Below are 13,724 nucleotides of genomic sequence, written 5' to 3' on the forward strand. Positions count from 1 at the left end.
CCCCACAAAGGAAACCCATGACGGAGTACGAGACACAACCCCGCTGGATCGTGCACCTGCCCACCACCCTGACCAGCGTCGATGGCGCACGGGCGCTGGTGGAGGCGCTGCGTGACTCCCTCGGTCACGTCACCGCCATCGACTTCGGCGAGACGACGCTGAGCGAGGAGGACCGTCAGTTCGTGCGTACCCGCGTCTGGTGCGACAGTCGCCTCCCCGGCGGCGCGCGCTGCGCCCTGCCGACCGACCACCCCGGCGGGTCGTGTCAGTCCGGCCCCAGCAGCCGTGGAAACATGCTCGGATGAGTCCCGAGAGCCGCCGTCGTAAGCGCGCCAAGTCCAGCCGGTCCGGCCAGCAGGTCGTGCGTCGCGCCCGGCCCGCCGAGGTGGAGCAGTGCGACTGCCCGGCGTGCTCAGACGCTGACTTCGATTCGGAGAACTTCATCGGCGACCTGGTCGCCGAGGGTGCCGACCTGGTCAAGGCGGACGATCCCGTCGAGGCCGAGTTGTTTGCCGCGACGTTCCTGTCCGCCGGTGACCTGGCCGGTGCGGGCTTCGCCGAGGCGCTCAACGAGGGCCTGCTGCCGTCCGTCGCCGACATCGGTACGCCCGAAGCGCTCGCGGTGCTCCTCGCGATCGACGCCGTCCGGGAGGGCACCGTCGCCGCAGAGGCTGCCCAGCGTCTGGTGGACGCGGGCGTGACACCGCCGAGTTGGGCCGGCGAGTTGCGCCAACCCGTGCGGGTCGGCGCATGTCGACGCTTCGCCGACCCGGCGGGCAGCGCGTCCATGCTCGTCTGCTACTTCGAGCGAGCCGGGCGTTCGTACGGGTTCGTCGTCAACGTCGACCACCTCGACTGTGACGCGGCCGCCGACATCGTGTTCTTTCCCGCTGACGCCATGAACGAGGTTGTCAGCACCATCCAGCAGAACACCCGTCGTGCCGGCGTGAAGATCGCCGAAGAGTTGTTGGACCCGGCCGAGTTTCGGTGGCAGGTCGAACGGGCCCTCGACGCCCGTGCCGACCACGACCAGGAACGTGACCCCTCGGAATTCGACGTCGAGTTCGACGACGAGGACGGGCCGGGCTACCACATGCTGGCGGTGCTGCTGCGAGCCCGGATCCGTACGCTGCCCGAGCCGACGCGCCCGCCAGCCGAGCACGACGCCCCCCAAAACCCCCTCGAACTGCTGGACATGCTGACCCAGCTCGCCGGCCAGGCGCCGCAGATCCAAGGCCGCGCGGTACGGCGTACCGCCGGGCGGAAGTTGCCAGCCAAGCGGAAGAAGTCCGGCCCCGCCGCACCGATATACCAGCTCAAGGTGGGTTTGCGGGGGGCGAAGCCGCCGATCTGGCGGCGTCTGGAACTGCCCGCCGACACCAGCCTTGCCGACCTGCACCACACCATCCAGGTGGCCTTCGACTGGTACGACTCCCACCTGCACGTATTCGAGACCGCGTACGGCGACTTCGGGGTCGCCAACCGGGAGTTGGGCTATCGTGCCGAAGCCCCGGTGGCCCTCGAACAGGTCGCGCCCAGCGTCGGTGACCGGTTCACGTACACGTACGACTTCGGCGACGACTGGACACACGACATCGTCGTGGAGAAGGTGCTGCCTCGCCAGCCCATCGCGTACCCACGCTGCACCGGTGGGCGGCGCGCGGCCCCTCCGGAAGACTGCGGCGGCATCTGGGGCTACGCCGAACTTGTCGAGGTGCTGAGCGATCCCAGCCACCCCGAACACGGCGACCGGCTGGAATGGTTCGGGCTGGCCTCGGCCGCCGACTTCCAGCCCGCCCGGTTCGACGCCACCGAGATCACCCAAGCCCTCACCGAAGGGGGCAATGGGTGACTGATCCTGCTGGCGAGCTGATCCTCTACCGCGCCGACGACGGCGGCTCCGTCGTCCAGTTGCGGGCGGCCAAGGGGACGGTCTGGCTGACTCAGGCTCAGATGGCCGAGCTGTACGGGACCTCGGTCCCCAACATCGTGCAGATTATGCGCCGAGTACTGACCGACGAGGAGGTGACCGAAGCAACTATTAACTCTGAGTTAGTAGTTCGCGCCGAGGGTGGCCGGCAGGTGCGGCGTGAGGTCAAGGTCTACAACCTGGACATGATCCTGGCTGTTGGCTACCGGGTGACCACGCCCCGCGCGGTGCAGTTCCGGCAGTGGGCGACGACAGTCCTGACTGAGTACCTGGTCAAGGGTTTCGCCATGCAGGACGAGCGGCTCAAGGACGTCGCAGCGGCGGACTACTTCGACGAACTTCTGGAACGCATCCGCGACATCCGGGCGTCGGAGAAGCGCTTCTACCAGAAGATTCGTGACATCTTCGCCACCACCAGTGCCGACTACTCCGGAGCCAGTGACACCGCCAAGACTTTCTTCGCCACGATTCAGAACAAGCTGCTGTACGCCGTCACCGGCCACACCGCGGGCGAGCTGATGGTGAAGCGGGCCGATTCGGGGTCGCCGACCATGGGTTTGACCAACTGGCGCGGTCAGCAGGTCCGCAAGGCGGACGTCGCCATCTCCAAGAACTATCTGACTGCGGACGAGATCAGCGAGTTGAACCGCCTGACGACGATGTTCCTCGACTTCGCCGAAGATCGGGCACGCCGTCGGCAACAGATCCTGATGGCGGAGTGGGTTCAGCGCGCCGACGCGTTCCTGACCTTCAACGAACGGCAGGTGCTGGCCGGCGCTGGCGGGATTTCGTCGGCCGCCGCCGAGGCACGGGTCGGGCAGGTGTACGCCGAATACGACAACCGGCGCCGCGCTGTGCAGGCTGAGGAGGCGCGCCGGCAGGAGGAACAGGACCTCGCCGAGCTTCTGGACATCGAGCGCCGTGACCGACACGGCGGAGATTAGCTGGACCAGATGCGTCAGCAGGCTCGACAGGGCACCCAACTGTCGGGGCCGCGCGGCGGCCGCTCGCCCACGTGGGCGAGGATCAACGGATGGTCTCGCGCGACACGACAGCACGGCGGCTCACCGGCGCGACGTTCGCGATGGCTCTTGCGCTCGGCGGCTGCACCACCACCGACGACCACCGGGGCCAGGGTGGGGATCCGCCAGGCCCACCGCCGACCGCGCCGAGCCCGTCCGCGAGCACCGACCCGCTGGCCGGCTGCCCGGCCACCGGCGTCCGGATCCGCTCGACCGGTGGGGACGCCGCGATGGGCCTACGCGCCCTCGGCCTGGAGTTGGTCAACTGCGGCGACCGCCCGTACCAGCTCAACGGATACCCGGTGCTGCACGTGTTCGACGAGCAGCGCGAGCCGGTCCTGCTGCGCGTGGTCAACGGTGGCAGGGAGATCACCTCGGGCTTCGACCAACCGCCCCGGGAGGTCACCCTCGCCCCGAACGAACGGGCCACGGCAGTGCTGCTCTGGCGCAACCTCGTCACCGACTCGACGGTGGTGGCCACCAACGGCGAGTACCTGACGGTGGCACCCGCGGCCGGGCAGCCGGCCGAGGAGGTCGATCCGGACGGACCGATCGACCTGGGCAACACCGGCCGGATCGGCGTCAGCGCCTGGAAGAAGGCCGACTCGTCCGCGCCGGTGCCGACCCGGCCGGGCCGGCCGGGCCGGCCGCCGGCGCCCACCGCGGTGCCGACTTCGGTGAGCCCGCCCGACGGCCGGCTGTGAGCCCCGCCGCTACGACGTGATGTCCTTGCGGGTGAAGCGCCAGAACGCGAGCCCCCAGAACAGCGTCGCGTAACTGATCGCCGAGATGCAGCCGCGCACCACGTCGTCGGTCTGCACCGGGGTCGAGAGCAACCCCAGCCAGGCGGTGCTGAAGTGGGTGGGCAGGAAGTCGCGCAACGCGCCCAGGGCGGTGATCTGGTCCAGGATGCTGGACAGGATCCAGAGCAGCACCGCGCCGCCGACCGCACCGAGCGCGGCGTCCGTGGTCACCGACAGCAGGAACGCCAACCCGGCCACCACCAGCAGTACGACCGCCAGGTAGCCGAGCACGGCCAGCAACCGGAGCAGCCCCTCGGTGGGTTCCAGTTCGGCGGCGACCGTGCTGCGCAGCGGCGACCAGCCGTAGCGCAGGGTGCCGGCCAGCAACGCGGTGCCGGCCAACAACACAAGAGCCAGTCCCGAGTACGCGAGCGCGACCACCAGCTTCACCGTCAACAACCTGGCCCGGGGCACCGGGATCGCCAGCAGGTACCGCAGGCTGCCCCAGCTCGCCTCACTGGCCACCGTGTCGCCACAGAACAGCGCGACGACGACCACGAGCAGGAACGACGCCGACACGAAGATCGAGAAGAGGGTGAAGTTGAGCCCGCCGGAGGTGGCCAGGTCCACCAGACTGGCGAACTCGTTGTTGCCGTTGTCGTCGTCGCCACCGGAGTTGAACTGGAACGCGATCAGGATGATCAGCGGCAGCAGCACCATGAACCCGAGTGCCAGCTGGGTACGCCGCCGGGACGCCTGCCGCCGGAACTCCGCCCCGAACGGCATGGTGGCCGACGGCCGGTAGCCCTGGGCCGCTCCCGCGCCAGTAACAGCCATCACCGGTCACCGCTTCCCCGAGAGTTGTCGCCCACCAGGGCGAGGAACGCGTCCTCCAGGCGGCGTCGCGGCACCACCCGGTCCACCCCGATGCCGGCGCGCACCAGCTCGGCCACCACCTCGCTGCGGGCCGTGCCGTTGGTGTCGACCACCAGCTGGCCGTCGCTCTCCGGCAGCACCCGCACCCCGTGCAGCCGGTCCAGCACCACCCGCGCCGCCACCGGGTCGCTCACGTCGAACAGCACACTCGGCGACTCGCCCACGATCTCCTCCACCGGGCCGGACGCCACGATCCGGCCCTTGTTCACCACCACCGCGTGGGTGCACGTCTGCTCCACCTCGGCCAACAGGTGGCTGGAGACCAGCACCGCCCGCCCGTCCGTGGCGTACCGCTGGAGCACCCGACGCATCTCGGCGATCTGCGGCGGGTCGAGCCCGTCCGTCGGCTCGTCCAACACCAGCAGCTCGGGCAGCCCGAGCATGGCCTGGGCGATGGCCAGCCGCTGGCGCATGCCGTGGCTGTAGTTCTTGATCTTCCGCTGTACGGAGTCACCCAGCCCGGCGATCTCCAGGGCCGCGTCGAACTGGGCGTCCTCCCACGGCCGGCCGGTGGCCCGCCAGTACGCCTTCAGGTTCTCCAAGCCGGACAGGTGCGGCAGGAAACCGGGTCCCTCGACCAGCGCGCCGATCCGGGACAGCACCGGCGAGCCGGGCACCAGCCGGCGACCGAAGACGTAGATCTCCCCGGCGGTCGGCTGGGTCAACCCCATCAGCACCCGCAGGGTGGTGGTCTTACCGGCGCCGTTGGGTCCGAGCAGACCCACCACCTGACCGGGGTGCACCTCGAAGTCGACGTTCGACACCGCCACGAAGCCGTCCGCGTACTCCTTGCGCAGCGCGCGCACGGCCAACGGCGTGTCCGCGTACTCCGGATGCACCGACCGGTCCTGGCGGCGATGCCGGCGGCGCAGCACGGCGACGACCACGACGAGGCCGATCGCGATGGCGGCGAGCAGACCGGCGAGCACCCAGCGCCACAGCGTCGCGGCGGTGGGGATCGGCTCGCCGTCGACCGTGGGCAGGCTGACCGCGCCGTCCGCCGACACCGTGTAGACGGTCGGCTCGGCGGGCGTCGTGTACGCCTGGTCCGAGGTGGCCACCACCAGCCGCAGCCGGTGCCCGGCCTCCACCCGGCGGACGATCCCGGGCAGCGTCACGGTGACCGGGGTGGCGTCCTGCACACGCTGCGGCAGGCCGGTGAGTCGGATCGGGGCGACCAGCCCGTTCGGCAGGGTCGCCGCGCCGTCCTTGTCGACGTCGTAGAGCTTGACGAAGAGCACCGCCGAACCGGTCGGCGACGCGGCCCGGAGCGTGACGGTGGGCGCACCTGCCACGTCCACCGCCTCGGTCAGCGGCGTCGACTCGAACCGGGCGTGCTGGCCGGGCACGTCACCGGCCACGCCGTCCAGCAGGGAGGTGAGTCCACCGGCGAACGGGATCGAGGAGATGGCGGCCGGGTTGCCGTTCGGCGGGTTCGCGATCGGCTGGGCCGGACCGGCGACCGTGACCTCCCGGCGGGCGTTGCCGGTCAGACCCGGGTAGTCGGCGCGGCGGAATCCGGTGGCGACCAGACCCCGGTCGAGCGCGTCGAAACCGGCGATCCGCGACCAGGTGAAGTCGTCACCGGGAGCGTCGCCCTCGCCCTTGACGTAGTGGTCGAGCCACTGGACGGTCAGGAACTTCACCCGGTCCTCGTCCGACCGGGGTCCGCTGCCACCGTCGTGCCCGCCGGTGAACCAGGCGACCCGTACCGGGGTGCCCGCGGCGGCGATGCCCTTCGCGTTCGCGTCCGCCTCGCCGAGACCGAAGAGCGTGTCCGCCTCGCCCTGCACCAGCAGGGTGGGCGCCTTGATCCGGTCCAGTACGGCCGCCGGGCTGGAGCGGCGCAGCAGGTCCACGGCTGCCTGATCGGCCCGCCCGGTGGTGGCGATCCGCAGGTACGCGGCGCACACGTCGGCCGCGAACCGGCCGCAGGACGGGTCGGCCGCACCGGCCGGGGCACCACCGGGACCGCTGCCCGGACCGGCGCCCGGCTCCGGGCTGGGCGGGCCGGCCGACGCCGGTGCGCCCTGCGGCTGGGCGGCGGTCCCGCCGGAGAGTCCCGCCGGGCCGGAACCCACGTTGCCGCCGCCGCCGAAGAAGAGACCGGCCCAGCCCTTCTTGAACACACCCTCGGTCGGCGCCCCGCCGGTGCTCTCCGGCAGGAAGGCACGGGACAGGTCGTTCCAGGTGATCATGGGGACGATCGCGTCGACCCGACGGTCCTGGGCGGCAAGCAACAGCGCCAACCCACCGCCGTACGAGCCGCCGACCACACCGACCTTCGGGTCACCGGCGGCGTCGGTGCGGACCTCCGGTCGGGCGGCCAGCCAGTCCAGCAGCCGAGACGCGTCGCGCACCTCGTAGTCCGGGTTGTCCAGATGGATCTCGCCACCACTGCGGCCGAAACCCCGCGCGGTCCAGGTGAGCACGGCGTAACCGCGCCCGGCGAACTCCTCCGCGTCGGAGCGCACCGACTCCTTCGTGCCGCCGAATCCGTGCGCCAACAGCACCGCCGGGACCTTCCGCGCGGACGAGGCGTCGGCGGGCAGGTAGAAGGTCGTGTCCAGGTCCACCGGCTGGTCGTCGGACGGTCCGGAGCGGACGGTGAGCATCTCGCTCGTGCTGCGTACGCCGGGTCCGTGCGGCCACACCGCCCAGGTCACGGCGGCGGCCAGCAGCACGACGGCCGCCGCCGCGGCGATCGCGCGGCGGCGGGTGGGCAGGGCACGCCGGAACCACGCGGCCGGCGACGGCGATGTCATGCGGCACACGGTACGGCCCGCAGCCTGAGCGTTGGCTGAGATCCGCCGTACGTCCGTCCGGTTGCCCCGATCGGTGCGCGGGCGGCAGCGAGCGCGCCATGTCCGACGCGGCACAGTGAGTTGAGTTCGGATCCCGTGAATTCCGATCTTTCACGGATATCGGCCTGCATCCCTCCATGTCACACCCACTGCCGAAACAGAGCGTGTCGGGAACGCGGGCGAATGGTGACATTGCTCGAACTGACGCGAACCTGACTCGTCCACCGAGGCCTGACCAGCAAGGGGGTCGGTTAGTTTTCCGGTCCGGTGCACGGGACTTGTCGGGGTCACCCGACACCGCGCCGATCCGCGCCCCATGCCGGAGGAGACACAACCATGACAGTCCCCGCGCCGCGGGCCCGTCGACGTCCGTCCACCCTGGGCCGACTGCTGCCGTCGCTGCTTGTCGGGGCACTCCTGGCGCCTGTGGGTCTGCTCGTCACGTCCGCCTGGCAGCAGACCACCGACGACCGGGACCTCGCCGTCCGGGAGCGACTCGGCGTGCAGTACCTCACCGCGCTGGGCTCGGTCACCGACGCCCTCGTGGAGACCCAGTCCGCCGCGATCAGCAATCGACCCGTGTCCGGCGACGCGCTGAACCGGGCGGTCGAGGAGGCCGCCGCGGTGGACGCCCGCGTCGGCGCCGAGCTGCTCAGCCAGGAACGCTGGGCCGGGGTACGCGCCAAGGTGGAGGCACTGCGCGGCCGCAGCCCCGCCGACCCGGAGGCCGCCTACACCGCGTACAGCGAGGTCTCGGACCTGCTGCTGGCACTGCACCGCAAGGTCCGGGAGAGTTCCGGGCTGGTCCGTGATCCCGTCGCTGACTCCTTCTTCCTCCAGGACAGCGCGGGTCAGGAACTGCCCGAGGCGGTGGTGGCCGCCGGCCGGCTCGCCGACCTGGGCATGCTGGTCTCCCGCCGGCCGGCCGCCGAGCAACCACGCGGCATGATGGAGCTGGCCGGTCTGCGGGTGGCCGCCCTGGCACCCGCCGGTAACGTCGTCGACAACCTGCGCTCCGCCGTGGACGGCTCGGAGAGCACCGATCTCGGTGCCAACGTCCTCACCCCACTGGACACCTACCAACGCTCGGTGGAGGCGCTGGCCGGGTACTCCACTCCGGCCAACGGCACGGGCGTGGTGGACCCCGGTCATCTGAGCGCCGCCGGGCTCAACACGCACCGGGCGGCCCGCCAACTTCAGCCGGTCATCCTCGCCGAACTGGACGCCCTGCTGGTCGAACGCATCGACGGCTTCAACCGGGACCGCTGGCTGATCGGCGCAGCCGGCGTACTCGCGGTGCTGTTGCTGAGCTGGCTCGCCGCGCTGCAGGTCGCCGCCGGCGGCCGGGCGCGGCGTCGGGCGGCCCTGGCGGTGACCCACGCGGAGAGCGCCGACACCCCTGCGCCGGCAGACTCGTGGCAACCCGTGCCCAACGACCCGCGCGGACTGCAACCGGCCGGCGCGGCGCGCGACGCGGAGCCCGCGCAGTGGGGGGCCTTCGATGCTGCTCGGTAGGCTCCGGATCCGCGGCAAGCTCGCGCTGCTCGTGGTGATCCCACTGCTCAGCATGGTCGGCCTGGCCGTGCCCGTGATGCTCGACCGGGTGGGCGCGGCCCAGCGGGCCAGCGACACCGCCGAGCGGGTACGGCTCGCCAGCCGGGTCGGCAGCCTCGTCCAGGACCTCCAGCAGGAACGCATCCTCTCGGTCGGTTTCCTGCTCGGCCGGGTCGAGCGCGGCGAGGTGGTCCGCAAGTCCGCCGACGTGGACGACCGGGTGGCCGACCTGCGGGCCGGGCGCAGCGGCGCGCTCACCGACCGGGTCGACCGCGCCCTGGACGGCGTGTCCAGCCTCGTCGACCTGCGCACGTCCGTGCTGGCCCGGGTCGCGAACCCGGGCCAGGTCATGGATGCGTTCGGCCCGGTCAACAAGGGATTGATCGACTCGTTGCGGCTGGTGTTCGGGGTGGACACCGACACGTTGCCGGGCCGTCAGGTGCTCGCCCTCGACGGGCTGCTCCGCGCCGACGAGGGGCTGGGCGCCTGCGCCACCCTGAGCCTGCTGGTCAAGGCGATCGGCAACTCGGACACCATCAACGGGTACGTGGCGTGCATCGCCGCGCTCCTGGTCGACAACCAGCGCTTCCGCAGCCTGATCACGCCCGAGCAGCTCAAGGTGGCCCAGCTCAACGACGCGGCCGTGGCCGCGCGTACCAGCTCGGACTTCCTGGCCACCAGCGCCCGCGACCCGGCCACCGCCGTCCGCGACGTGCCGATGGAGGCGCTCTTCCCGGCCGTCCGCACCATGATCCGGCTCGGTCAGTTCGTGGAGAAGAAGCTGATCGCCGACGTACTCACCGAGGTGACCACCGAGCAGCGGCGCGCGCTGACGGCCGCGTACCTGGTCGGGGCCACCACGGCGCTGATCCTGGCGTTGGTGGTGCTGCTCAGCGCGGCGGTCGCGCGGACGGTGGCCCGACCACTGACCCGACTCACCCGCTCGGCCGACCGGGTCGCCCGGGTCGCCGAGGCGGAGCTGGTCCGGGTCACCGACGACGAGGGGGAGAGCCCCCAGCCGATCCGGCTGGAACCGGTGGACATCCGAGCCAACGACGAGATCGGCGACCTGGCGCGGGCCTTCGACCGGGTGCAGAGCACCGCCGCACGGCTGGTCGAGCGGCAGGTCGCCGGCCGGCGCAACGTGGCGCAGATGTTCGGCCACGTCGGGCGGCGTACCCAGAACCTGGTGGGCAGGCAGATCGCGCTGATCGACCGGTTGGAGAAGCAGGAGGCCGACCCGGGCCGGTTGGAGCACCTGTACCGGCTCGACCACATCTCCAGCCGGTTGCGGCGCAACGCCGGCAGCCTGGTGGTGCTCTCCGGTTCGGCCGGCGCCGATGCCCACACCGCGCCGGTGCCGCTGGCCGACGTGGTCCGGTTGGGGCTCGGCGAGATCGAGGACTACACCCGGGTGGAGGTGCGGGTGCCGGCGGGCATCTCGGCCGCGCCGGCGGTGGTCGGTGACCTCATCCTGGCGCTGGCGGAGCTCATGGAGAACGCCACCGCCTTCTCCCCACCGCACACCCGGGTGCTGGTGACCGCCGACAAGTCCGGCCTCGGCGCGCGGATCACCGTCGTGGACCACGGCATCGGCATGGGTGAGCAACGGCTGGCCGAGGAGAACGCCCGGCTCACCCGCCGGGAACGACTCGACCTGGCACCGACCGAGGTGCTCGGCCTCTTCGTGGTGGGCCGGTTGGCCCGCCGCCACGGCTGGGAGGTGGGCCTGGCCGCGACCACCGGCGGTGGAGTGACGGCATACCTGGAGATCCCGTCGACGTCACTTGTGCTGCGCCGAGCCGACCCGGCCGGGAGCACCGTCGCCCGGGCCTCGGTGCCGGAGCGGGACCGGCGTACGGCGGCTGCGTCCGAACGCGCCACGCGGTCCATCACGGCGGCCGTCGACGAGCCAACCCGCTTCGACTCGGACCTGCTCAGCCGGGCCACCCGCAGCCTGGAGGCCAGCCCGTCCTGGAACGCGTTCGGCCCCGGCCAACCATCGCAGCAGCCCGTCCCCGCCGCCGCGGAGCCGGAACCGTCGGGCGCACCGAGCACTCCCCGGGTTCGGCAGCGGGTGCCCGGGGCCAGCCTGCACGCCGCCGCCGCACCAACCCGGCCGGTGGACGCCACCGGTGCGGACCCCGCCGCCGCGCGGGCCCTGGTCGAGGCGTTCCAGGCCGGTGTACGCCGGGCCGAACTGAACACCGTCGACCTGCCGAGCACACCGGGCGGCGTCGGCCCTACGGTGGCCGGTGGCGCCGGTCCGTCCGACACCACCCCGGGTCGGCCCCGACTGAGCCGACGGGTGCCGGGGGCGAACCTCACTGTCGTCCCGGCCTGTCAGCCACCCAGTACGCACCTCGGCGACCCGGCCGAGGTCCGCAAGCAGATCAGCGAGTTCGAGGAGGGCGTCGCCCGCGCGCTCCGCGAAGTCGGCCCTGACCGCCGGAACGAAGAAGGATCATCACGGTGACCAGTCCCTTCCTGCACGAAAACGTCGACCAGAGCCAGTCCGGCGCGAGCGGGGACCTCAGCCCGGAGGCCCGCACGTTCAACTGGTTGCTGGACTCCTTCACCTCCGGCACGGCCGGGGTCCTGGAGGCGATCGCGGTCTCCTCGGACGGCCTGCTGATGGCCATGTCGGCGATCAAGGACCGGTCCAACGCGGAGCGGTTGGCCGCGGTGGTCTCCGGGATGACGAGTCTCGCCGGTGGGGCGGCCAGTTGGTACGCCCTCGGTGGCCTGAACCGGGTGATCGTCGACATGGCCGACGGCTACCTGCTGATCAGCGCGATCAGCAGCGGTTCCGTGCTCGGTGTGGTCGCCGACCGGTCAGCCAACCTGGGCACCGTCGCGTACGAGATGACGCTCTTCGCCGGGCGGGCCGGTGGTGCCCTGACCCCGCGGCTGATCGTCGAGTTGAAGAACGCCGTTCAGCAGTGACCCCCGACGTCGCCGGCGAGGATCCGGACCCGGAACCGAGGACCCGGATCCGCCCGTACCTGCACACGCCTCGCCCGACCGACGCGGGCGAGGTCGTGGCGCAGGTGTTGCCGGAGCCGGAGGATGGTGGACCGGCCGGTCCCCGTCCGTTCGTGCTCACCTCCGGACGGGTGGCGGGTGCCGACCCGGCGATCGGGCTGGAGACGCAGGTGACCGCCCGGATGGACGGCGGCTGGCCGACCGGCGCTCCCGACGCCCTGCTGGCACCGGAGTCCCAGGCGATCATCGCGCTCTGCGCCGCACCGATCTCGGTTGCCGAGATCTCGGCCCGCGCCCGGTTGCACCTGGGCGTGACGCGGGTGCTGGTCGGCGACCTACGGGCGGCCGGGCACCTGGACGTGCACGTCACCGACACCAACGACGCCGCCGACCCCGACCTCATCCTGCGAGTGATTGATGGACTTCGTGCGATCTCCTGAATGGCCGGTCGCCCCGCTCGGCGGGGCCGCCGGAAACAGCGCCGCCGCCCGTTACGCCGTGCCGGGCGCCGGGCCGGCAGTCGGACGCGCCGGCCCACCGCCGCCGCCGTACCAGCCTCCGTCCGGCGCGGGGACGCCCGCGCCGCCGGTCGGTAGGCCGGCGGCACCGCCGATCCCGGTCAAGATCCTGGTGGCTGGTGGGTTCGGGGTGGGCAAGACCACCACCGTGGGTGCGATCTCCGAGATCGCTCCCCTGACCACCGAGGCCGAGATGACGAGCGCCGGGATCGGCGTGGACGATCCGGGTATCCGTTCCACCAAGACCACCACGACGGTGGCGATGGACTTCGGCTGCGTGACCATCGACCGGAGTCTGAAGCTCTACCTGTTCGGCACGCCGGGGCAGGCCCGGTTCGGCTTCATGTGGGACGACCTCGCCCGCGGGGCGCTCGGCGCGCTGGTCGTGGTGGACAGCGCCCGGCTGGACGACTGCTTCCCCGCGATCGACTTCTTCGAACGGGCCGGGCTGCCGTTCGTGGTCGGGGTCAACGCCTTCGACGGGCGGCTGGCCCTGGAACTCGGCGAGATCCGCTGGGCACTGGCCATCGGCGACCACGTGCCCCTAGTGCAGTTCGACGCCCGGGACCGGCTCTCGGTGCGGGACGCCCTGCTTGTCGTCCTGGACCGTGCGCTGGAACGTGCCACCCGGGACAGGCAAGCCTGAGCCGACCGGCTCCGGCCGTGCGGGAAGAGGTGATCTGGTGAGGGGCGACCTGGACGAGACGCTGGCCCGACTGGCCCGGCGCGAGGAGGCGCGGCGCCGGCGGACCAACGACCGTGACGACAGCATGCCGCCGCCGGGCCTTCCCGGGCCGGGTCCGGACGACGTCCGCGGCGCCGGGCCGGGACGGCACGACCCACGGCACGCGGGGGCGGACTCACCGAGCGAGGTCCCCGGGTGGGGTCCGGTCGAGGAGGTGGCCGAGGCGGTCCGTCAGGTCGTCGGCGGCCATCCCGGGCTGGTGGTGACCGTGCAGGTGCAGCACGAGGGTCGGACGTACCCCATGCGGGTCTCCTGGGACGGGCCGGACGTCACGGTCGGGCCGGTGCCCCCGCCGGCGCCGGTGGAACCCCCGCCGGCGTGGCCGCTGTCCGGCCGGACGGTCCCCGAGTGGGCGCCCGGCCCGGACGGGCTGACCCCGGACCCGGCGGCCCGGTTGGCCGAGCTGATCCGGCGGGATCCGTCGTTGTTGGACGAGTTGGATCCGCGGCGCTGACCGGCGGGGCTGGCCTGCGGCGGCTACGGTCGG

12 protein-coding genes are annotated in these 13,724 nt (G+C 71.9%); 10 read left to right on the plus strand and 2 right to left on the minus strand.

All coding sequences use genetic code 11. The features are described 5' to 3' along the window. Positions 1-17: 17 nt before the first annotated feature. The 4 genes from AB0C25_RS07560 (at position 18) to AB0C25_RS07575 (ending at position 3,656) form a co-directional block, all read left to right on the plus strand. A complete protein-coding gene (locus AB0C25_RS07560; RefSeq protein ID WP_357370599.1) occupies positions 18-305 on the plus strand; it encodes a hypothetical protein in 288 nt (95 codons plus the stop codon). Next, positions 302-1,852, plus strand: coding sequence for a plasmid pRiA4b ORF-3 family protein (locus tag AB0C25_RS07565; protein ID WP_357370601.1), 1,551 nt, complete (start codon positions 302-304; stop codon positions 1,850-1,852). Before AB0C25_RS07560 ends, AB0C25_RS07565 begins: the two co-directional genes overlap by 4 nt. Next, entirely contained in the window at positions 1,849-2,874 is a 1,026-nt protein-coding gene (locus tag AB0C25_RS07570; RefSeq protein WP_357370603.1) for a virulence RhuM family protein, read from the plus strand. The genes AB0C25_RS07565 and AB0C25_RS07570 overlap by 4 nt, the downstream gene beginning before the upstream one ends. An 89-nt stretch (positions 2,875-2,963) precedes the next feature. Beyond that, on the plus strand, positions 2,964-3,656 hold the full coding sequence (locus tag AB0C25_RS07575; protein ID WP_357370605.1) for a DUF4232 domain-containing protein: 693 nt from the start codon (positions 2,964-2,966) through the stop codon (positions 3,654-3,656). A gap of 9 nt (positions 3,657-3,665) precedes the next feature. Here AB0C25_RS07575 and AB0C25_RS07580 read toward each other — a convergent pair whose 3' ends face one another. Next, positions 3,666-4,532, minus strand: coding sequence for an ABC transporter permease subunit (locus AB0C25_RS07580; protein ID WP_357252575.1), 867 nt, complete (start codon positions 4,530-4,532; stop codon positions 3,666-3,668). Further along, positions 4,532-7,396: an alpha/beta fold hydrolase gene (locus AB0C25_RS07585; protein ID WP_357370607.1), complete on the minus strand. Its 2,865-nt coding sequence runs from the start codon at positions 7,394-7,396 to the stop codon at positions 4,532-4,534. Before AB0C25_RS07585 ends, AB0C25_RS07580 begins: the two co-directional genes overlap by 1 nt. A 375-nt stretch (positions 7,397-7,771) precedes the next feature. On the opposite strand from AB0C25_RS07585, the gene AB0C25_RS07590 reads away from it, so the two are divergent. The 6 genes from AB0C25_RS07590 to AB0C25_RS07615 are packed head-to-tail and all read left to right on the plus strand — an operon-like array spanning position 7,772 to position 13,691. Next, positions 7,772-8,950 (plus strand): hypothetical protein, encoded by a 1,179-nt coding sequence (locus AB0C25_RS07590; protein ID WP_357370609.1) that lies wholly within the window; start codon positions 7,772-7,774, stop codon positions 8,948-8,950. Then, a complete protein-coding gene (locus AB0C25_RS07595; RefSeq protein WP_357370611.1) occupies positions 8,937-11,465 on the plus strand; it encodes a nitrate- and nitrite sensing domain-containing protein in 2,529 nt (842 codons plus the stop codon). The genes AB0C25_RS07590 and AB0C25_RS07595 overlap by 14 nt, the downstream gene beginning before the upstream one ends. After that, positions 11,462-11,935, plus strand: a complete 474-nt coding sequence (locus tag AB0C25_RS07600; RefSeq protein WP_357370613.1) for a roadblock/LC7 domain-containing protein — start codon at positions 11,462-11,464, stop codon at positions 11,933-11,935. The genes AB0C25_RS07595 and AB0C25_RS07600 overlap by 4 nt, the downstream gene beginning before the upstream one ends. After that, positions 11,932-12,414, plus strand: a complete 483-nt coding sequence (locus AB0C25_RS07605; RefSeq protein ID WP_357370615.1) for a DUF742 domain-containing protein — start codon at positions 11,932-11,934, stop codon at positions 12,412-12,414. Before AB0C25_RS07600 ends, AB0C25_RS07605 begins: the two co-directional genes overlap by 4 nt. Continuing rightward, complete coding sequence (locus tag AB0C25_RS07610) at positions 12,392-13,138, plus strand: ATP/GTP-binding protein (protein WP_357370617.1); 747 nt, start codon at positions 12,392-12,394, stop codon at positions 13,136-13,138. Before AB0C25_RS07605 ends, AB0C25_RS07610 begins: the two co-directional genes overlap by 23 nt. A gap of 37 nt (positions 13,139-13,175) precedes the next feature. Then, positions 13,176-13,691: a hypothetical protein gene (locus AB0C25_RS07615; protein ID WP_357370619.1), complete on the plus strand. Its 516-nt coding sequence runs from the start codon at positions 13,176-13,178 to the stop codon at positions 13,689-13,691. Positions 13,692-13,724 lie beyond the last annotated feature (33 nt).

This window comes from Micromonospora sp. NPDC048839, assembly GCF_040649915.1.
Taxonomy (GTDB): domain Bacteria; phylum Actinomycetota; class Actinomycetes; order Mycobacteriales; family Micromonosporaceae; genus Micromonospora.